The organism is Actinoplanes lobatus, assembly GCF_014205215.1.
Lineage (GTDB): Bacteria > Actinomycetota > Actinomycetes > Mycobacteriales > Micromonosporaceae > Actinoplanes > Actinoplanes lobatus.
In genome coordinates, this window is record NZ_JACHNC010000001.1 from 5,175,324 (window position 1) to 5,196,758 (window position 21,435).

At 69.9% G+C, this 21,435-nt stretch carries 14 protein-coding genes; 12 read left to right on the forward strand and 2 right to left on the reverse strand.

The window, feature by feature from the left end:
• Positions 1-5 precede the first annotated feature (5 nt).
• The 6 genes from BJ964_RS23855 (at position 6) to BJ964_RS23880 (ending at position 5,607) form a co-directional block, all read left to right on the forward strand.
• Positions 6-1,154 (forward strand): acyl-CoA dehydrogenase family protein, encoded by a 1,149-nt coding sequence (locus BJ964_RS23855; protein WP_188122750.1) that lies wholly within the window; start codon positions 6-8, stop codon positions 1,152-1,154.
• A 16-nt stretch (positions 1,155-1,170) separates the two neighbouring features.
• Entirely contained in the window at positions 1,171-1,920 is a 750-nt protein-coding gene (fabG, locus tag BJ964_RS23860; protein WP_188122751.1) for a 3-oxoacyl-ACP reductase FabG, read from the forward strand.
• Between the two features lie 15 nt (positions 1,921-1,935).
• Positions 1,936-3,093, forward strand: coding sequence for an acyl-CoA dehydrogenase family protein (locus BJ964_RS23865; protein WP_188122752.1), 1,158 nt, complete (start codon positions 1,936-1,938; stop codon positions 3,091-3,093).
• A gap of 67 nt (positions 3,094-3,160) precedes the next feature.
• Positions 3,161-4,126, forward strand: a complete 966-nt coding sequence (locus BJ964_RS23870) for an ornithine cyclodeaminase family protein (protein ID WP_188122753.1) — start codon at positions 3,161-3,163, stop codon at positions 4,124-4,126.
• A 24-nt stretch (positions 4,127-4,150) separates the two neighbouring features.
• Positions 4,151-4,759 (forward strand): CG0192-related protein, encoded by a 609-nt coding sequence (locus tag BJ964_RS23875; protein WP_188122754.1) that lies wholly within the window; start codon positions 4,151-4,153, stop codon positions 4,757-4,759.
• The gene (locus BJ964_RS23880) at positions 4,756-5,607 is read left to right on the forward strand and encodes a nucleotidyltransferase domain-containing protein (RefSeq protein ID WP_188122755.1); all 852 of its coding nucleotides are present in this window, start codon (positions 4,756-4,758) and stop codon (positions 5,605-5,607) included. Before BJ964_RS23875 ends, BJ964_RS23880 begins: the two co-directional genes overlap by 4 nt.
• Positions 5,608-6,916: 1,309 nt before the next feature.
• On the opposite strand, the gene BJ964_RS23885 is transcribed toward BJ964_RS23880, so the two are convergent.
• Positions 6,917-8,266 carry an FAD-dependent oxidoreductase gene (locus BJ964_RS23885; RefSeq protein ID WP_188122756.1) on the reverse strand — a complete coding sequence of 450 codons (1,350 nt, stop codon included), beginning with the start codon at positions 8,264-8,266 and terminating at the stop codon, positions 6,917-6,919.
• 205 nt (positions 8,267-8,471) lie between these two features.
• Here BJ964_RS23885 and BJ964_RS23890 point away from each other — a divergent pair, with 205 nt between their 5' ends.
• The 6 genes from BJ964_RS23890 (at position 8,472) to yicI (ending at position 18,003) form a co-directional block, all read left to right on the forward strand.
• A complete protein-coding gene (locus tag BJ964_RS23890; protein WP_188122757.1) occupies positions 8,472-11,372 on the forward strand; it encodes a glycoside hydrolase family 3 protein in 2,901 nt (966 codons plus the stop codon).
• Positions 11,373-11,463: 91 nt separating this feature from the next.
• Positions 11,464-12,480 carry a LacI family DNA-binding transcriptional regulator gene (locus tag BJ964_RS49160; RefSeq protein WP_188122758.1) on the forward strand — a complete coding sequence of 339 codons (1,017 nt, stop codon included), beginning with the start codon at positions 11,464-11,466 and terminating at the stop codon, positions 12,478-12,480.
• Between the two features lie 99 nt (positions 12,481-12,579).
• Positions 12,580-13,890, forward strand: a complete 1,311-nt coding sequence (locus BJ964_RS23900) for an extracellular solute-binding protein (protein WP_188122759.1) — start codon at positions 12,580-12,582, stop codon at positions 13,888-13,890.
• Between the two features lie 61 nt (positions 13,891-13,951).
• The gene (locus BJ964_RS23905) at positions 13,952-14,851 is read left to right on the forward strand and encodes a carbohydrate ABC transporter permease (protein WP_188122760.1); all 900 of its coding nucleotides are present in this window, start codon (positions 13,952-13,954) and stop codon (positions 14,849-14,851) included.
• Complete coding sequence (locus BJ964_RS23910; RefSeq protein WP_188122761.1) at positions 14,848-15,735, forward strand: carbohydrate ABC transporter permease; 888 nt, start codon at positions 14,848-14,850, stop codon at positions 15,733-15,735. Before BJ964_RS23905 ends, BJ964_RS23910 begins: the two co-directional genes overlap by 4 nt.
• A gap of 9 nt (positions 15,736-15,744) precedes the next feature.
• Positions 15,745-18,003, forward strand: a complete 2,259-nt coding sequence (yicI, locus tag BJ964_RS23915; RefSeq protein ID WP_188122762.1) for an alpha-xylosidase — start codon at positions 15,745-15,747, stop codon at positions 18,001-18,003.
• 44 nt (positions 18,004-18,047) lie between these two features.
• Here the strand turns inward: yicI and BJ964_RS23920 are convergent, their stop codons facing one another.
• Entirely contained in the window at positions 18,048-21,332 is a 3,285-nt protein-coding gene (locus tag BJ964_RS23920) for an NACHT domain-containing protein (protein ID WP_188122763.1), read from the reverse strand.
• Between the last annotated feature and the right edge of the window lie 103 nt (positions 21,333-21,435).

A 21,435-nucleotide genomic window follows, 5' to 3' on the forward strand; every position in this document is an offset into this window, starting at 1 on the left:
TCGCCGTGGATCTCAGCCTGACGGCGGAGCAGCAGCAGTTCCGTGATCTCGCCCGCGAGTGGGTCGACCGCGAGGTCGTGCCGCACGCAACCGAGTGGGACCGCGCCGAGCAGGTCGACACCAAGATCGTCGGCAAACTCGCCGACCTGGGCTTTCTCGGCCTCGGAATCGACGAGGAGCTGGGCGGCTCGGGTGGGGACTTCCTCACCTACGCCCTCATGATGGAGGAGCTCGGGCGCGGCGACACCTCGGTGCGCGGCATCGTCTCGGTGTCGCTCGGGCTGGTCGCCAAGAGCATTCAGGCGTACGGGTCAGAGGCGCAGAAGGTGCGCTGGCTGCCGTCGCTGTGTGCCGGCGAGGTGCTCGGCTGCTTCGGGCTCACCGAACCGGGCACCGGCTCCGACGCCGGCTCGCTGGTCACCAGGGCGGTCCGCGACGGCGACGACTGGGTGCTCTCCGGTGAGAAGATCTTCATCACCAACGGCACCTGGGCCGGAGTCGCGTTGATCTTCGCGCGTACCGGTGGGCCGGGCCCGAAGGGCATCACGGCCTTCCTGGTGCCGACGGACAAAGACGGATTTGCTCGAAACGAGATCAAGGGCAAGCTCGGCCTGCGTGGCCAGGCGACCGCGTCGATCAGCCTCGACGAGGTGAGAGTCGGTGAAGACGCCCGTCTCGGCGCCGAAGGTGAAGGCTTCAAGATCGCCATGGCCGCGCTGGACAAGGGCCGGATCGCGGTCGCCGCGGGCTCGGTCGGCCTGGCCCGGGGCTGCCTCGAGGCGAGCATCGCGTACGCGAAGGACCGCACCCAGTTCGGCAAGCCGATCGCCGGCTACCAGCTGGTCCAGGAGATGATCGCCGACATGGCGGTCGAGACCGACGCCGCCCGCCTGCTCGTCTGGCGCGCCGCCGACCTGGTCGACCGGCGGCTGCCGTTCCGGACCGAGGCGTCGATGGCGAAGCTGTTCGCCACCGAGGGCGCCGTCAAGGCCGCCAACCAGGCCATCCAGATCTTCGGAGGGTACGGCTACGTCGACGAGTTCCCGGTCGGCAAGGCCATGCGGGACGCCCGCGTCACCACCCTCTACGAGGGCACCAGCCAGATCCAGAAACTGCTCATCGGCCGTGCGCTGACCGGGATCAGCGCGTTCTGAGACAGGGGTTCGCCATATGAGTCGGGTAGTCATCGTCACCGGCGCCGCGCGCGGCATCGGCGCGGCCACCGCCATCCAGTTCGCCCGCGAGGGTTCCGCCGTCGCGGTGCTCGACCTCGACGAGCAGGCCTGCGACGAGACCGTCGAGCGGATCCGCTCGTCCGGCGGCACCGCCGTCGCGTTCGGCTGCGACGTCTCCGACGAGGCCCAGGTGGACGCCGTGATCAACAAGGTCGCCGGCGAGCTGGGCGGGGTGGACGTGCTGGTGAACAATGCCGGAGTGCTCCGCGACAACCTGCTGCACAAGATGTCCGCGTCGGACTGGGACATCGTGATGAACGTGCACCTGCGCGGCGCGTTCCTGTGCAGCCGGGCGGTGCAGCGGCACATGGTCCCGAAGCGGTCCGGCAAGATCGTCAACACGTCGAGCGTGTCCGCGCTCGGCAACCGGGGCCAGGCCAACTACTCGGCCGCGAAGGCCGGCATCCAGGGCCTCACCCGGACGCTGGCCATGGAGCTCGGCCCGTTCAACATCAACGTCAACGCGGTGGCGCCCGGTTTCATCGTCACCGAGATGACCGACGCCACGGCCGCTCGGGTCGGCATCTCGGCTGCCGATATGCGTGCGAAGGCAGCGGAGGTCACGCCGCTGCGCCGGGTGGGGCGCCCGGAGGACGTGGCACGGGTGGTCGCGTTCCTGGCCAGTGACGCGGCATCCTTTGTCACCGGCCAGACGATTTACGTCGACGGCGGACGCCGTCTCTAGCAAGAAGGATCATCAATGCGTCGAACCGTCTTCAACTCCGACCACGAAGCGTTCCGGCAGACCCTGCGCGACTTCATCGAGGCCCAGGTCGTGCCCCGCTACGACCAGTGGTTCGTCGACGGCCAGGTGCCGCGGGACTTCTACAAGCAGCTGGCCGAACTCGGCCTGTTCGGCATCGAGGTGCCGGAGGAGTACGGCGGCGCCGGTATCGACAGCTTCAAGTTCGCCGCGGTTCAGACCGAGGAGACCATGCGGGCCGGGGTCTCGTTCGGCGCGGCCGGTGCGCACGTCGCGCTGGGTCTGCCGTACCTGCTGGAGCTCGGCACCGAGGAGCAGAAGCGGCGCTGGCTGCCCGACTTCGTCTCCGGCGACACGATGTACGCGCTCGCCATGACCGAGCCGGGCACCGGCAGCGACCTGGCCGGCATGAGCACCACGGCCAAGCTGAGCGAGGACGGCACCCACTACGTGCTCAACGGCGCGAAGATCTTCATCACCGGCGGTGTGCTCGCCGACCGGGTGATCGTCTGCGCCCGGACCTCCCCGCCCAAGCCGGACGACCGCCGCTCCGGCATCACCCTGCTGAACGTCGACACCACGCTGCCCGGCTACTCGGTCGGCCGCAAGCTCGACAAGCTGGGCCTGCGTACCTCCGACACCGGCGAGTTGGCGTTCGTCGACGTGAAGGTGCCGGTGGAGGACCGGCTCGGCGAGGAGGACAAGGGCTTCTACTACCTCGGCAAGAACCTGCCGAAGGAGCGCCTCAGCATCGCCTACGGGGCGTACGCGCAGGCCGCCGCCGCGGTCCGGTTCGCCACGCAGTACGTGCGCGACCGCAAGGTGTTCGGGCAGGCGGTCGCCAGCTTCCAGAACACCAAGTTCGAGCTGGCCGCCTGCCAGGCCGAGGTGGACGCCGCGCAGGCCGTCGCCGACCGTGCCCTGGAGGCCCTCGACGCGGGCGAGCTGACCGCGGCCGAGGCGGCGTCGGCGAAGCTGTTCTGCACCGAGGTGGCGCACCGGGTCATCGACCGGTGTCTCCAGCTGCACGGCGGCTACGGCTTCATCAACGAGTACCCGATCGCCCGCCTCTACGCCGACAACCGGGTCAACCGGATCTACGGCGGCACCTCCGAGGTGATGAAGATGATCATCGCCAAGGACATGGGCCTGTAGGAACCGGCCGTGGCGGTCACCGCCGTCTCAACGGCGAGACGGCGGTGACCCGCCTAGGGTGGGCGGCATGCTCGTGCTCTCCGCCGCCGACGTGCACGCCCTGCTCACCCCCGCGGCCTGCCGGGAACTGATGCGCGAGGCCCTCGTCGCGCTCGCCGACGGCCAGGTGTTCCTGCCGCTGCGCACGGTGGTCCGCCCGCCCGAACTCGACGGGCTGATCGCCCTGATGACCACCCACCTGCACGGGCCGCGCCCGGCGTTCGGCATGAAGTCGGTCTGCGTCTTCCCCGGCAACCCGCGCGCCGGCAAGGACGCCCACCAGGGTGTGGTCACCCTCTTCGACCCGGACAGCGGCGAGCCGCTCGCCGTCGTCAACGCCTCGGCCGTCACCGAGATCCGTACCGCCGCGGTGTCCGCCCTCGCCACCGACGTGCTGGCCGGACCGGACGCCCGTGTCCTCACCGTCTTCGGCACCGGCGTCCAGGCGCGTGCCCACCTGCACGCCCTCCGGCCGCTGCGCCCGTTCACCGAGATCCGCATCGTCGGCCGCGCCCCCGGCTCGGCGGAACGTTTCGCCGCGGCGGAGCCCGGCACCGTGCCGTTCACCGATCCCGCCGCCGCGGCCGCCGGCGCCGACGTCATCGTCACCGCCACCACGTCGGCCGATCCGGTGCTGTTCGCCGAGTGGGTGGCGCCGGGCGCGCACGTCAACGCGGTCGGCTCGTCGATCCCCACCGCCGCCGAACTCGACCCGCACCTGCTCGCCGCCGCCACCCTCGTCGCCGACCGCCGGGAGTCGCTGCTCAACGAGTCGGGCGACTACCTGCGGGCGGCCGAGGCCGGACTGATCGGCCCCGGCCACGTGCACGGCGAACTCGGCGAGATCCTCACCGGCCGAGTCCCCGGCCGCACGCGCCCCGGCGAGATCACCGTCTTCAAGTCGCTGGGCCTGGCCATCGAGGACGTCATCGTGGCCCGCCACCTCTACGAACAGGCTCGCACCACCGGCCGCGGCCGGCACGCCCCGTTCTGAACACCGGGGCATAGGCTGCCTGGCATGGCTCTTCTGCACAAGGCGACGATCGTTCCGTCCAAACTCGAGCTCCTCGCCCGTTGGCTGCCCGGCCGGTCCTGGGGTGGTGACGGGGCGGTGACCCGGGTCGCGGCGGCCCGGTTCGACGACCCGGCCGGGCAGGTCGGCATCGAGACCATGATCATCCGGGCCGGGGAGGGTGCGCTGCTGCACGTTCCGCTCACCTACCGCGGTGCGCCGCTGGCCGGAGCCGAGGCGTTCCTGATCGGCACCACCGAGCACTCGGTGCTCGGCACCCGCTGGGTCTACGACGCGGTCGGCGACCCGGTCTACGTGGCCCAGCTCGCCGAGACGATCCGGGCCGCCGGCCGGGAGGCGCCCGAGGAGGTGGAGAGCGGCGGCGTGCGGGTCGCCCGCGAACCGGATCTGGCGCTGCGCGGCTCGGGCGCCGAACCGCCGGCCTTCGGCGACGTCGTCGAGGTGACCGGCGACGACCCGGTGGCCGTGCGGTCGGCGACGCACGAGCTCACCGTGGCCCGGCGGCTCGGCGCGAGCCTGCCCGGAGCCACCCTGACCGGTGCCTGGGACGGTGACGGCGCCCCGGCGGTGCTCGCCGCGCTGACCACCCGATGATCGACGATCACCTCCGGCTGCGTGGGCTCGGTGAGCGGTTCGCCGCCGGCTTTCCGGGTCTTTCCGGGGTACGGGCGGTGCTGCTCACCGGCTCGGTGGCGCGCGGGCTGGCGGACCGCTGGTCGGACGTCGAGCTGATGGTGTTCTGGGACGGCGAACCGGCCGACGAGTCCCGGCGGGCGGCGGTCGCGGCCGGCGGGGGAGAGCTGACCGCCTTCCACGGCTACGACCCGGACAACGACGAGTGGTCCGAGGACGTGTTGCTCGACGGGGTGGAGATCCAGGTCAGTCACCGTACGGTCGAGGGCACCGGCGCGTGGATCGCCGACGTGACCGAGCGGTTCGACCCGGACCTGACGAAACAGGACCTGATCGCCCTGATCCGGTACGGCGTGGCCCTGCACGACACCGGTGTGGTCACCGGCTGGCGGGCGCGCACCGAGGTGTACCCGGATGCGCTCGGGCTCGCCATGGTCCGCGCCCACCTGGACTTCCGGTCCACCTGGCAGCGCCGCAAGCTGCTGGCCCGCGGCGACGTGCTGCCGCTGGCCCAGGACCGGCTGGACACCGTCCGCAACGTGCTGCTGGTGCTGCTCGGCCTGAACCGGGTGTGGTTCCCGCACCTGGGCTTCAAGTGGGTGCGCGACCTCGCCGAAAGCCTGCCGCTGGCCCCGGCCGCCCTGCCGGCCCGGCTGGAGGCGGTGCTGACCGCCACCCCGGCCAGCGCGGTCCCGGCCGCCGACGCGCTGATCATGGAGACCCTCGACCTGGTCGCCAAGCACCTGCCCGACGCCGGCGCCGAGGAGGAGATCACCCACCAGCTCACCCCTCGCCCAGGACCAGGCTAGGAGACCTTTCATAGTCGAGGTCCGCTTCCGGTTCTTTTCCGGTACGCGCGACGTCGTCCCGCCTTATCCGTCCTGTCCCGTCCGGTCGGCGCGATCTCGCTGCCACTCCGTCCTTTGCCGCGCCCGCCGGGCGCAGATCGGTGGCCGGTCCGGCCCCCTATCCTGCCGCCGGTCACGGCCGGGGCGTCGGCTCTCGTCCTCGGCGACCGGGGTCACGCTGGGCGGGTGGTCGCGGTGTTGCTGGCCAGGCACCGGGGTGGCTGCTTCCGGCTGTTGCGCCGGTTGCCGTGAGTGGGTGGTCGCGGTGTTGCTGGCCAGGCACCCGGGTGCCTGCTCTCGGCCGTTGCGCCCGGTCACGGTAGTCGTCATCCGCGGTCCCGCCAGCCCGGCGGCCGTACACGGCCGTCCTCCGGGCGGGCGGGGTGTTATAGGGCAGGTAGGCGACCACGACATCGCCAGCGTGTGCGCCCACCCCCCGCCCATCGCCATGACGGCCATCCACCCGGCGGCTTTCGCGCCCGCTCACTCCGAAAACCCCGCCGGCCGGAACTCCGTGTGAGCGCGGGACCCTGTTCACCGGCTCTTGTGGAAGATGGAGGTGGCCGGAGAGTCTTCTTCTTGGCTGCCTACGGCCGAATCCGCAATCCCTCGCCAGCAGGACGCGCCACCCGGAGCGATCTTGAACGATTTACCACCGCCTCGGGTGGCAAATCGTTCAAGATCGCACAACAGCGGCGGGCAAAGCGGGCGAAACGGGCGCCTGTTTCCGGCGAAAGCCCCATTTTCGCCTAGTGCGGCGGACGGCGCCCCCATTCGGCGATTCGCCCGACCGGGCGCTTGACGTAGAACCGCGAACGCCCAAGAAGGAGACTCCGGCACCGCACGGATGTACCACGCGCCTTCACACACTCACCGCCATGGTCACGGTGAGTGACTCCCGACGGGTTCCCTGGCGCGACTGGCGTCAACCGCCACCAACCACCCGGCGCGACCGGCGTGGCGGCCGCGAGTGGCGCCCCGGTTGCCTGGCGATCGCGACCGCAACCACCCACCCCGGCGCGACCGGCGTGACGGCCGCGAGTGGCGCCCCGGACGCCTGGCAATCGCCACCCCGACCACCCACCCCGGCGCGACCGGGCGGCACCTGCGGGAGTGTCCGGCCGATCTACGCCCGGCGGGCGCGGCACGGGCCGGAGTGGGCAGCAAGATCGCGCCGACCGGACGGAACGGCCCTGATGAGACGGGGACGGCGTCACGCGTACCGGGAAGGGGTGGAAGCGAAACCACGGACCTCGACCACGAAAGGTCTTCAGCCCCGCAAGGCCTGCTCGGCTTTGCGGGCGGCGATCAGGATGGGGTCCCAGACGGGGGCGTAGGGCGGGGCGTAACCGAGGTCGAGGGAGGTCATCTCGGTGACGGTCATCCGGTTCCAGACGGCGACCGCGAAGGCGTCGATGCGTTTGGCGGCCTCGGCGCGGCCGACGATCTGGGCGCCGAGGAGTACGCCGGTGTCGCGTTCGGCGAGCACCTTGACGGTCATCGGGACGGCGCCGGGGAAGTAGCCGGCCCGGTTGGTGGACTCGATGGTGGCGGTGACGTAGCCGTACCCGGCGGCGTCGGCCTCCCGCGAGGACAGGCCGGTCCGCGCCACCTCGAGGTCGCAGATCTTGGTGATCGCGGTGCCGACGACGCCGGGGAACGTCGCGTAGCCGCCGCCGATGTTGATGCCGGCGACCCGGCCCTGCTTGTTGGCGTGCGTGCCGAGCGGCACGTGCGCGGGCCGGCCGCTGACCCGGTGCAGGACCTGGGTGCAGTCGCCGGCCGCCCAGATCCCGTCGGTGACCTGTTGCCGCAGGTCGGTGACGAGGCCGCCGGTCGGGCCGAGGGGCAGGCCGGCGGCTTCGGCGAGGGCGGTGTTCGGGCGTACGCCGAGGCCGAGGACGACCACGTCGGCGGGGATCGTCCCGGCGTCGGTGACCACGGCCCGGACCCGGTCGCCGTCGGTCTCCAGCGCGCTCACGGTCACCCCGGTACGCAGGTCGATGCCGAGCCCGCGCACCGCCTCGGCGACCAGCGCGCCCATGTCCGGGTCGACGGTGGACATCGGCTGCGGCGCCTTCTCCAGCAGGGTCACGGTGAGCCCGCGGCGGACCAGGGCCTCGGCCATCTCGACGCCGATGTAGCCGCCGCCGACGACGACCGCCGTGCTACGGCCGGGCGCCAGCCAGTCCCGCAGGGCGGCCCCGTCACCGAGCGTCTGCACGCCGAAGACCCCGCCGGCCGGGGTGCCGGCCCACGGTGGGCGGACCGGGGTGGCGCCGGCCGCGTAGACGAGCTGGTCGAACCCCTCGTCGAGGACACGGTCGCCGGCGCGCACCGTGACGGTGCGTCTGTCCAGGTCGATGCCGGTGACCTCGTGCCCGGTGCGGACCTCGATCCGGTCCTGGCGGAACCGTTCGGGGTCGCGGGCGATCAGCGCTTCCGGGCCGTCCACGAGGCCGCCGACCCAGTACGGGATCCCGCACGCCGAATACGACGTGTAGTCACCGCGCTCGAAGGCGAGGATTTCCAGGTCGTCCGGTCCGCGGCGGCGGGCCTGGGACGCGGCGGACATGCCGGCCGCGTCGCCGCCGATGACGATGAGTCGCACGACTTCCATTCTGCCTCGTGTTACCGGCCGATTTCGCGAAAGCTGCGGGCGGCGGTTGCCCGGCGCATCAGCCGGGATCTATGGTGACCTCACCGTACCCCGGAAACACCGTCGCATTTATCCGACCGCCCGTCGAAGCGCTTCGACCGATTCCTGAGAAATCGGATATCGCCGTTGACGGGTTATCAGCCGTGCCTTTTAAAAGGAGACCACCATGCGTTTCCGACGCGGCCTCACCGCGCTCGCCGCCGCCCTGCTGGTCGTGCCGATGACGCCGGGAGCGGCGCACGCCGACCCCGCCTATCCGTTCCGTGACCCCTCCCTGCCGCTCGCGGCCCGCGTCGACGATCTGGTCGGCCGGCTCACCCTGGACGAGAAGATCTCCCTGCTGCACCAGTACCAGCCGGCCATCCCGCGTCTCGGCATCGGACTGTTCAAGACCGGCACCGAGGCCCTGCACGGGGTCGCCTGGTCCAACGACTACCGCGACAACTCCGCCAAGATCGACGCCACGGCCACCGTGTTCCCGCAGGCCGTGGGCCTGGCCAGCACGTGGGACCCGGAGCTGATCACCCGCGTCGGTGATGCGGTCGGCGACGAGCTGCGCGGCTTCCACGCGCAGGACCCGGCGGTCTGGGGCCTGAACGCCTGGGCGCCGGTGGTCAACCTGCTGCGCGACCCGCGCTGGGGCCGCAACGAGGAGGGCTACTCCGAGGACCCGCTGCTGTCCGGCGCGATCGCCACCGCGTACGGCAAGGGCCTGGCGGGCGACGACCCGGACCACCTCAAGGTCGCGCCCACGCTGAAGCACTACGCCGCCTACAACAACGAGACGCTGCGTGACCGCACCTCGTCGAACGTGCCGCAGCGGGTGCTCAACGAGTACGACCGGAAACCCTTCGAGATCGCGCTGCGCAACGGGGCCGCGACCGGGGTGATGGCCTCCTACAACCTGATCAACGGCCGGCCGGCGACCGTCGACCCGGACCTCGGCAGGCTGCTGCGCGACTGGAGCGACCAGCGGCTGTTCAACGTCAGCGACGCGTGGGCGCCGACCAACCTGACCGGCTCGCAGGCCTACTTCGTGACCCAGGCCGAGGCGAACGCGGCCACCGTGAAGGCCGGGCTGGACAGCTTCACGGTCAACGACGCCAACGGGGCGCCCACGGTCACCGCGATCAAGGAGGCGCTGGCCCAGGGACTGCTCGCCGAGTCCGACATCGACGCCTCGGTCGGCAACGCGCTGAGCATCCGCTTCCGGCTCGGCGAGTTCGACCCGGACGGCGGGCCCTACGCGGACATCACCCCGTCCGTGATCGACAGCCCGGCGCATCGCGCGCTCGCCCGGGAGACCGCCGGCGAGGCGTCGGTGCTGCTCAAGAACAACGGCATCCTGCCGCTCAAGGCGGGCGGTTCGGTCGCGGTGGTCGGTCCGACGGCCGACAAGCTTTACAGCGACTGGTACGGGGGACAGCTCCCGTACCGTGTCAGCGTCCTCGACGGCGTCACCGAACGCGCCTCGTCGGTGGCCACCAGCACCGGCACCGACCGGATCGCCCTCAAGGACGTCGCCACCGGCCGGTACGTGGCCGCGCTCGACAGCGCGGTGCTCGGCACGACGGCGGAGTCCGGCCCGGCCGCCCAGTTCGACAGCGTGGACTGGGGCGACGGGGTGTCCACCCTGCGCAACGTCGCGAACGGCAAGCTGGTCACCTACGGCTGGGGCCCGTTCGTGGCCAACTCGGACGAGCCCAACGGCTGGTTCGTGCAGCAGCAGTTCAAGATCGAAGACCAGGGCGACGGTACGGTCGTGCTGCGCTACGCCGGCTACGAGACCCAGGAGCCGTGGTTCCCGGACACCGACTACGTGACCGTGGGCGCGGACGGCAACCTGACCCTCGGCGCCACCTCCGCCGCCACCAGGTTCACCAGGGAACTGCTGGTCGACGGGGTGGCCGAGGCCGCCGCGCAGGCGAAGAAGGCGCAGACCGCGGTGGTCGTGGTCGGCAGCGACCCGTTCGTGGCCGGCCGTGAGGCGCACGACCGGGTCTCCACCGACCTGGGCGCCCGCCAGGAGGCGCTGATCAAGGCGGTCCGGGCGGCCAACCCGCGGACCGTCGTGGTGCTCCAGACCAGCTACCCGCAGACGGTCAACTGGGCGCAGCAGCACGTGCCCGGCATCCTGTGGACCACGCACGCCGGGGCGGAGACCGGACACGCGGTCGCCGACGTGCTCTACGGCGACGTCAACCCGTCCGGCCGGCTCACCCAGACCTGGTACGCGTCGACCGCGCAGCTGCCGGGCGACCTGCTCCAGTACGACATCATCGGTACCAACCAGACGTACCTGTACAGCGAAGCGAAGCCGCTCTACGCGTTCGGCCACGGGTTGTCCTACACGACCTTCCGGTACGGGGTGCCGGTGGTGAGGAACGGCAAGGTCAGCCTGACGGTCACCAACGCCGGCAAGCGGGCCGGTGACGAGGTCGTCCAGCTCTACACCCACCAGCGCACCTCCCGGGACGAGACCGCGAACAAGCAGCTCCGCGGCTTCCGCAAGGTCTCGCTCGCGGCGGGGCAGTCGAAGACCGTCACGTTCGACCTGAAGCCGTCCGACCTGGCCCGCTGGGACCAGACGCGGCAGCGCTGGGTGGTCGAGACCTCGGTGCACGACGTGCTGCTCGGCTCGTCGTCGAGTGACATCCGGCAGCGGGCCACCCTCGCCGTCCAGGGCGAGACGATCCCGGTCCGCGATCTCTCCGTCACGACCAGGGCGGAGACCTTCGACGCGTACGCCGGGGTCAAGCTCCTCGACGAGAGCAAGGCGAGCGGCACCGTGGTCGGGGCCTCGGCGGCCGGCGACTGGATCGCGTTCGAGGACGCCGCGCTGCGCGGTGGGACCACCTTCACGGCCCGCGCCTCCGGGGCCGGGACGATCGAGGTACGCCTCGGCTCGCCGACCGGCCGCCTGCTCGGCACGGCGACGCTGGCCGACACCGGCGGCGTCTACACGTACGCGACCGTGACGGCCACGCTGGCCCGTTTCTCCGGCCGGCAGGACGTCTATCTGGTGCCCGGTCCCGGACTGCGGCTGGCCACCTTCAGCATCGGGTGACGGCCGGCGGGGGTGTACCCGGACGGGTGCACCCCCGCTGATCTCCTAGGATCGACGGAAGGGGAAGGCCGTGGCGACTTGGGGAGGCTCAGTGCCGACGATCAACGACGTCGCCAAGGCGGCCGGAGTCTCACCCAGCACGGTGTCGTACGTGCTGAGCGGCCGCCGCCCGATCTCGGCCGAGACCCGCGCCCGGGTCCAGGCCGCGATCGCCGAGCTCGGCTTCCACCCGCACGCCGGGGCCCGTGCCCTGGCCAGCAGCAAGACCAACGTGATCGCCCTGGTGGCGCCGCTGCGCGTGGACGTGAACGTGCCGGTCATCATGCAGTTCGCCACCGCCGTGGTGACGGCCGCCCGCTCGTACAACCACGACGTGCTGCTACTGACCAAGGACGAGGGCACCGCCGGGGTGGAACGCGTCGCGCACAGCACCATGGTCGACGCGTTGATACTCATGGACCTGGAACGGGACGACCTGCGTATCCCGGCGCTGCGCAAGCTCAAGCAGCCGTCGGTGCTGATCGGCCTGCCCGCCGACCACACCGGCATCGCCTGCGTCGACCTCGACTTCGGCGCCGCGGCCCGGGCGGCTCTCACCCATCTGGCCGGGCACGGCCACCGCAGGATCGGCCTGGTCGGCCCGTCTCCGGCGGTCTACAAGCGGCAGACCACGTACGCCGACCGCTTCCTCACCGGTTTCCTGGAGGCCTCGGTCGACCTGGACCTCCAGACCGTGACCCACCCGTGCGAGCCGGGCGCCGAGGGCGTCCGCTCCTGCATGGCCGATCTGGACGCCGAACTGGCCGGGCTGACCGCGCTGGTGGTGCACAACGAGGAGGCGCTGCGGCCACTGCTCGACCTGCTGCACGCCACCGGCCGCCGGGTGCCGGAGGACGTCTCCATCGTCGCGATCTGCCCGCGGGACGTGGCGACGGCGATGCCGGTCAACCTGACCTCGATCGACATCCCGGCCCACGACGTCGGCACGCTCGCCGTGGAGACCGTGATGCGGCTGCTGGACGGTCGTCGCGTGGAGTACACCCGCCTGCTCGAGCCGAGTCTGGTCGAGCGGGACAGCTGCCGCGAAATCTCCGCGTCACACCGTTGACATGAATGGCGCTCGTTCCATAGCGTCTGCTCAGAGCCCATCGTCGAAGCGCTTCGACGAAATTTCGCTTCCCTGATCAGTCCCCCTGGGAGGACGGCTATGTTCCGATCACGATCCGGCCTGGCGGCCGGTGCATTCTTGCTGGCAGCGTCCCTCGGCCTCGCCGCGTGCGGTGGCGACGACGGAGGCTCGGAGGAGGGCGCCGACGCGAAGGTCCTCACCCTCTGGCACTACGAGGCGCCGGACAGCGCCATGGGCGTCGCCTGGAACAAGGCGATCGAGCTGTTCAAATCGAGCCATCCGGGCGTCGAGGTGAAGTTCGAGGAGAAGGGCTTCGAGCAGATCCAGCAGAACGCCCAGATGATCCTCAACTCCGACAGCGCGCCCGACGTCATGGAGTACAACAAGGGCAACGCGACCGCCGGTCTGCTCTCCAAGCAGGGTCTGCTCACCGACATCTCGGACGAGTTCACCAAGCGTGGCTGGGACAAGAAGCTGAGTGCCAGCCTCCAGACCACGGCGAAGTACGACGAAGACGGCATCATGGGCAGCGGCAAGGCCTTCGGCGTGCCCAACTACGGCGAGTTCGTCACCGTCTACTACAACAAGAAGATGTTCGACCAGTACAAACTGGCCGTTCCCACCACCTTCGACGAGTTCACCAAGGTCATGGACACCTTCGTGGCGAACAAGGTGACCCCGCTGGCCGTCGGCGGCGCCGAGTACCCGGCCCAGCAGATCTTCTACGAGCTCGCGCTGTCGAAGTCCGACCGGGCGTTCGTGGACGACTACCAGCTCTACAAGAACAAGGTCGACTTCAAGGGCCCGCAGCTGTCGTACGGTGCGCAGACCTTCGCCGACTGGGTGTCCAAGGGCTACATCGGCAAGGACTCGGCCGGCATCAAGGCCGAGGACATGGGCGTCTCCTTCACCCAGGGCAAGTTCCCGATCCTGATCTCCGGATCCTGGTGGTACGGCCGGTTCGCCGACGACATCAAGGACTTCGAGTGGAGCACCTTCCTCTTCCCGGGTAACAGCCTGCACCCGGGCTCCAGCGGCAACCTGTGGGTGGTGCCGGAGAAGAGCAAGGCCAAGGCGCTCGCGTACGACTTCATCGACATCACCATGTCGCCCGAGGTCCAGGCGCTGCTCGGCAACAGCGGCGGTGTCCCGGTCGCGGCCGACCCGGCGCAGATCACCGACCCGAAGAACAAGGAACTGGTCGAGACCTTCAACAAGATCTCGACCAGCGACGGCCTCGCCTTCTACCCGGACTGGCCGGCTCCCGGCTACTACGACGTGCTGGTCGCCGGTGTGCAGGGCCTGATCAACGGCTCGAAGACCCCGGACGCCTTCCTCGACGAGATCGCCAAGCCGTACAACGAGAACTTGGCCGACCTCGGTAAATGACCTTGCGTTAGGCGCGGCGTGGGCGGCCGACACCGCCCGCGCCGCGGAAAGGGGGCCCGGCATGGCCGGTAGCGTTACCAAGAACCGCGGATACGCGGTCTATCTGATTCCCGGTGTGCTGGCCTCGCTGGGCGTGATCGTCGTGCCGCTGGTGATGACGGTCTACTACAGCTTCACGAAATGGACCGGTGTCGGCGACCCCCGGTGGGTCGGCCTCGAGAACTACAGCCGGCTCGTCGAGGACACCCTGTTCTGGCAGTCGTTCGGCAACATCGCGCTGCTCGTGATCGCGATGGCGGTGGTGCCGACGCTGCTCGGGCTGGTGCTGGCCGCGGTCCTGTTCGACTACGTCGCCAAGCACTTCGGCGACCGGTGGGCCGGTCTGTTCCGGTCCGGCTACTACCTGCCGCAGGTGCTGCCGGTCGCGGTCACCGGCATCGTCTGGACCTGGATCCTGCATCCCGGCTACGGCGCGCTCAACCAGATCCTCGACGCGGTGGGCCTGGAGGGCCTGGCGAAGAACTGGCTCGGCGACGAGGACTACGCGCTCTACAGCGTGATGGCGGTGATGATCTGGTTCCAGCTCGGCTACCCGATCGTCATGTTCATGTCCGGGCTCTCGCGGATCGACCCGTCGCTCTACGAGGCCGCCGATCTGGACGGCGCGACCTGGTGGCAGCGGTTCCGCAAGATCACAGTGCACATGATCAAGCCCGAGTTCTACGTCGTGCTGGTGACCACCACGATCGCGGCGCTCAAGATCTTCGCGCAGGTGTTCGTGCTGACCAAGGGCGGTCCGGCCAACAGCACCATGGTGCCGTCGTACTTCGCCTACGAGAACTACTTCGAGAAGGCCCGGGTCGGCTACGGCTCGGCGATCTCCACGGTGCTGACCGTACTGATCGTGATTCTCGCCTTCCTGTTCCTGCGACTCCAGCACCGGTCGGAGGAGCTGCGATGACCCTTGCCACGGCGAAAGCTCCCACCCGTACCCCCGAGGTTGGATCTTCTGAGCCTTTGAAGCACCGCAACCCGGTTCGTTTCGTCGTCCTGGCCGCGCTGCTGGTGCTGCTCCTGCTGATGGTCGGGCCGATGCTCGCGGTCGCGGTCAACGCGTTCAAGAGCCCGGCCGACTACGCCGCCAACGGTCCGCTGTCCATTCCGGCGGACATCTACTGGGACGGCATCGTCGACTTCTGGAACCGGGTGAACTTCGGCCAGAAGCTCTGGAACAGCTTCGTCACGGCGCTGGCGGTGTCGGTGTTCGGCGTCGTCCTGTCGATCCTCAACGCGTACGCGCTGGGCATCGGCCGGGTCCGCGGGCGGGTCTGGTTCCTGGTGTTCTTCCTGGTCGCCAACCTGCTGCCGCAGGAGGTGCTCGTCTACCCGCTGTACTACATCGCCAAGGAGGCCGGCCTCTACGACAGCCTGATCGCGATCGTCATCATCTTCACGGTCATCCAGAGCGCCTTCGGCACCTACCTGCTCACCTCGGTCTACGCCGAGTTCCCCCGGGAACTGCTGGACGCCGCCGCCGTCGACGGTGCCGGGAAGTGGCGGACCCTGTGGCGGGTGGTGGTCCCGGTCAGCGGGCCGACCCTCGCGGTCCTGTTCACCTTCTTCTTCATCTGGACCTGGAACGAGTTCTTCCTGCCGCTGATCTTCCTGGTGTCCAACGACAACCAGACCGTCCCGGTGGCCCTCGGCGTCCTCCAGGGCGACCGCATGATGGACGCCACCACGACGAGCGCCTCGGCCCTGATCGGCATCCTCCCGGCGATCCTCTTCTTCCTGATCTTCCAGCGGACCCTCACGCGCGGCATCGCCGCCGGCGCCATCAAGTAAAGGATCTTCATGAAGTTCACCGATGGCTATTGGCGCAAGCGTGGCGGGCTGACCGTCCTGCACCCGGCCCATCTCCAGGACACGGCGACCGCGCCGGACTCCCTGACCGTCTGGGCGGCGACCCGGCCGATCCATCACCGCGGTGACACGCTCAACTCCGCCCTCCTCACCGTCAAGTGCACCGCGCCCGCCCCCGACGTCATCCGGGTGACGGTGTCGCACTTCCAGGGAGAGCGTTCCCGAACCCCAAATTTCACTATTAATGAGACGCCAGGCGATGTATCGGTGGATCGGCTGTCGCTCACCTCGGGCGCGCTGACCGCACGGTTCTCCGACGGCGACAACTGGGGACTCGACTTCCTGGCCGACGGGCGGCGGCTCACCGGCAGCGGCTGGAAGGGCATGGGCGCCGTCTCCGGCCCCGACGGCGACTACCTCCACGAGCAACTCGACCTCGGTGTGGGGCACGTCGTCTACGGCCTCGGCGAGCGGTTCGGACCGCTGATCAAGAACGGCCAGACCGTCGACATCTGGCAGGAGGACGGCGGCACCAGCAGCGAGCAGGCGTACAAGAACGTCCCGTTCTACCTCACCAACGGCGGGTACGGCGTCCTCGTCGACCACCCCGGCAAGGTGTCCTTCGAGGTCGCCTCCGAGATGGTCACCCGCACCCAGTTCAGCGTCGCCGGGCAGAGCCTGTCCTACCTGGTCATCTACGGCCCCACCCCGGCCGACATCATCCGCAAGTACACGGCGCTGACCGGCCGGCCCGCACTGCCGCCGGCCTGGTCCTTCGGCCTCTGGCTGACCACCTCGTTCACCACCGACTACGACGAGGAGACGGTCAACAAGTTCGTCGGCGGGATGGCCGACCGGGACCTGCCGCTGTCGGTCTTCCACTTCGACTGCTTCTGGATGCGCGAGTTCAACTGGTGCGACTTCGAGTGGGACCCGCGGGTCTTCCCCGACCCGCCGGGCATGCTCAAGCGCCTCGCCGACCGAGGGCTCAAGACCTGCCTGTGGATCAACCCGTACATCGCCCAGCGGTCGCCGCTGTTCGCCGAGGGCGCGGCTGCCGGCTATCTCGTGAAACGTCCCAACGGGGACGTCTTCCAGTGGGACCTGTGGCAGGCCGGCATGGCGCTGGTCGACTTCACCAACCCGTCCGCTCGCGAATGGTATGCGGGAAAGCTGCGGGGCCTGGTCGAGATGGGTGTCGACGCGTTCAAGTCGGACTTCGGCGAACGCGTGCCCACCGACGTGGTGTGGCATGACGGGTCCGACCCGGAGCGGATGCACAACTACTACACGCAGCTCTACAACGAGGTCGTCTTCGAGGTGCTGCGTTCGTTGAAGGGCGAGGGGGAGGCGGTCCTGTTCGCCCGCTCGGCCACCGTCGGCGGCCAGCAGTTCCCGGTGCACTGGGGTGGCGACAACTCCAGCACGTACGAGTCGATGGCGGAGAGCCTGCGCGGCGGCCTGTCACTCATGTCGTCCGGCTTCGGGTTCTGGAGCCACGACATCGGCGGCTTCGAGGGCATGCCCGACCCGGCCGTGTTCAAGCGGTGGGTCGCGTTCGGTCTGCTGTCGTCGCACAGCCGGCTGCACGGCAGCTCCTCCTACCGGGTGCCGTGGCTCTTCGACGAGGAATCGGTGGACGTGCTGCGGCACTTCACCCACCTCAAGTACCGGCTCATGCCGTACATCTACGGCGCCGCCCGGGAAGCCCACCTGACCGGGCTGCCGGTGATGCGCCCGATGCCGGTCGCGTTCCCCGCCGATCCGGCCGCCACCTACCTGGACCGGCAGTACATGCTCGGCGCGGACCTGCTGGTCGCGCCGGTCTTCTCGGCCGGGGGAGAGGTGTCCTACTACGTCCCCGAGGGCCGGTGGACCCGCTACGTCCCGTCGACCGGCAACGCCGACGTGGTCGAGGGCCCCCGCTGGGTGCGCGAGATCCACGGTTTCGACAGCGCGCCGCTGCTGGTCCGCCCGGGCGCGGTCATCCCGGTCGGCGCCCGCAGGGACCGCCCCGACTACGACTACCGCGACGGCGTGACACTGCGGCTCTTCGAACCGGCCGAGGGCCGTACCGCGGTGGTGGTCCCCGGCCCGACCGGCGCCGACACGGTCTTCACGGTCTCCCGGTCCGGCGCGGAGATCGTCGTGGGCCGGATAGGCGACGCCCTCCCGTGGCAGGTCCAGCTCGGCGACGAGATCACCACCCTGGCCGCCGACGAGGACAGCTGCACCCTCACCCTGGGCTGACAGCGCGTCCCATGACCGGCGCCGCCCACCGGCGGCGCCGGTCATCAGCCGTCCGGCGCCAACGGCGCGAGCCGTTTGACGAGGTCAGGTCGCTGCCTGGCGACCTTGCGGGTGAGGCTTTCGAACTTCTCCCGTGAACCGGGCATCGCACCGGGTGGGATCGGTAGCCCGAGTTCGTGGAGACGAACCAGCAGGTCGGCGAGCAAGACGGCATCAAGCCTGGGCACCTTGAAGCCGAGAAGCCCGTGCATCAGCTGGACCAGCCGATTGTCGGTCTCGGGGGCCCGGCCGAGGAACCTCAGCACGCAGCGCAGGAATCTCTGAGAGAGATCGGAATTCCAGAAGGCCGGACTCAACCGCTCCAGATCGGAATCCCCCGAACCTGAACCCAGCTGCTCCAGAATGGTGGTGGCCTCGGCCGGCCGGATCGCGAGGTCCGTGGTCAAGCGGTCCAGGATCGCTTCCGTGCAGTGGAGTTGGATCGTCTCCGCCCACTCGGGCGCGGCGCACGTCGCGATCTGGACGCACCGCTGGTATGCCGTGGGTGAGGGCGCGAACCACAGCTCCAGAATCGCGTGCACCGGTGCCTCGAAATCAGACCCGGGCAGCCCGACGAATCTGTTGAGATGCCAGTCGGAGGAACCAGGCCTGAGCGCATCGAGGAGGTGTTCGGTCATGTCGCCCGCCGGCAGGCAGACGAAATTGGTGGTGCGACGCCGTTCCTCCTCCTCGGCGAAGAAACCGGTGCGCAGCCAGACCGGGCGGTCGGTGTCGGCCGCGGGTGGCCCGAGGCTCCACGACAGGTTGACGGACGACGGTGACCACACGCCGATGTAGAGGCCGATGCGGATGTCCCGTCCCCCGGCGGTGGTGATCCGCTCCACGGCGAGACGCTCGATGAAACTGTTCCAGCTACCGCTGGTCAGCTGCGATTGCCACAGCAGGGCCTGGCTGCTCCAGTCGCCGACGATGTCCGGACGGCCGGGGAACAGATCGCTCGCGTGAATTCGGTCGCTTACGCAGACCAGGAGCAGCAGCAGGTTGGCGCTGTAGGCGGCATACCGTGACGGCTCGCCGTGGCCGGACGGCTGATATCCGGCGTAGCGCTGACCCGCCGGGCTGTGTGGCAGAGCCTGGAACAGCCGGAGCAGGAGCGCCTTCAGCGAGTCCCGGACAGCGTGCCTCTCCGCCCACGCCGTCTCGGTCAGAAAGTCGATGATCGTCGACCGGCGGCTCAGCGGCTGATGCGACAGCAGTGCCCGCAGCAGATCGTCGTGCACCGGGGCCGGCCCGAACGGCGAGGTGGACACCGACGCCTGCGCTGCCACGTCGAGCAGCACCTGCCAGGTGAGCCGGGCCACGAAGAACTCGGTGAAGGTGGCGTGCAGGAACTCGTAGGTCTCGACGGCGTCGAGGGCGGCCCCCGCCCGTGCCCGATGGACGAAGAAGAATCGCCCGAGTGTCAGCTCGGCCGGGCGCAACGCGGCCCGCAGACCGCCCGGCGCCTGGTGGACCGGGCCGAGCAGACCGGCCAGATCCGCCTCCAGGTCGGTCTCGTTCACCCACAGCGCCGACCGGTTGAACATCGCGAACGCCACCACGGCGAGCCGTCGCAACTCCTCCTCGACGGCGGCCGCTAGATCCCGGGCGGGCAGGCCGGGCCGCTGTTTGATCACCTCGCGGGTGGCGAAACTGCGCAGCAGCCGCTCGTAGAGCTGGTCCTGCCGCAGGCTCGTGCCGACCCGCTGCAACGCGTTGCCGTCGGCGTCGTAGAGGGCCAGCATGAGCAGCAGCAACGGCTGCTCGGCGAGATGCCGGTGGGTCAGCACGCTGTCGGCGGCCAGCGGCGCGAGCCGGCGGGCGGCGAAACCGGCGGCGTTCGCCCGGTTCCAGACGGCCAGCCAGGTGGCGATCTGCTGCTCGTCGAACGGTTCCAAGCGGATCGTCAGGGTCCCGGCCGGGGTCCGTGCCCGGTTCGCCACCGCGATCCGGCTTGTCACCACGACCGCGACCGGGCGGCCCTGGGCAGCCTCACGGCGCTGGAAAGCGGCGACCCGCTCCAGGTAGTCGGTCTGGCTCACACCAGTGGCCTGCAACAACTCGTCGAAGCCGTCGAGCAGGACGACGGGCAGCGCGTCGCCGGCCGACCGGACCAGGGCCGGCCAGTCGAGCCGTTCCCCGGTGGCGTCGCGAATCGCGTACTCCACCTGGTCTTGAATTTGATCGAGGGACGGGGTGTCGCGGAGCACGACCCGGACCGGCAGGAACTCGGTGGCGGGCAGGCCGGCCGACAGCACCCGGGTGAAGACCGACTTGCCGGAACCGGGTTGACCCAGCACCAGCAGCGGGGTCTGGACGGCCCGTGGCGAGGTCAGGTGCCCGATGAGGAAGTCGCGCAGATCGTCGCGCACCGGCAACCGTGACCACCAGTCGTCATCGCTGACCGGTGCCTGCCCGGCGTCGCCGGGCACTCGAAACCGTGGTGGCAGATAGGCCTCGCCGAGGGTGGGCACGGTGATGCCGTCCGGCAGGTCCCCGCTGTCGACCACCGGCCGGTCCAAGTCGTCGCGGTAGGCTGCGGCCAGCCCGGCCCGCCGCTGGTCCGGCGCTTGCCCGGTGTGGATGGCCAGCAAAACCGGGGACATCTCGGTCAGCGCGGCGCGGACGGCGCGCTGCTCCTGGCGGTCCGTCCAGTAGGCGACCTCGGGGAAGTCGGTGCTGAGCCGCAGGAGGGCCTCGTCGTAACGGGCGGTCGAGGAGAGGGCGACCGAGGTCAGCGCGTCGGCGATCCGGGCGCGGTCGGATCCGGTCAGGTCCGCCACGACCGCGAGACCGTCGAGGAACCGGGCCAAGCCGTCCGCCAGATCGTGGTAGTAGCCCCGCAGGGTTCGGCGGAAGTCGCTCAGGGAACGCTCCGGGCCCGGCAGCAGGCGGCCGGCGGTCATGATCTGGGTGACGAGATCGCCGGGAGCGGCCGGGCCGCCGGTGCCCAGCGCGATCTGTTCGCCGCGGGTCAGCTCGGCGGGCAGGCGCACCTCGGACAGTCCCTCGAAGAAGGCGGCGACCACGATGACGGTGTGGGCGGCCTCGATCCGCTCGGTGCGCCCGTAACGGGAGAGCCCGGAACGGCGCTCGGACAGGTCGCGGACCAGCCGATGGCTGAGGCGGGCCAGATCCGCTTTCGCGTCGAACCAGCCGAGCACCTCGCTGACCAGCGGCGCCGTGCCCAGCATGAGCCAGCTCGCCGTCTTCTCCAGGAGGGCGACGACCCTACTCTCCGGACCGCCGAGAAGCCGGGCGGCGTCGGCGTAACTGAGTGACCTGGCCACCGATCCATCATGGACGTATCCCGTGGGCGGAGACAGGGATAGACGCTGGTATGGGTGAATGTTAGCGTGCTCATTTCCCCCAATTGGGAGCGCGCCCATCCCC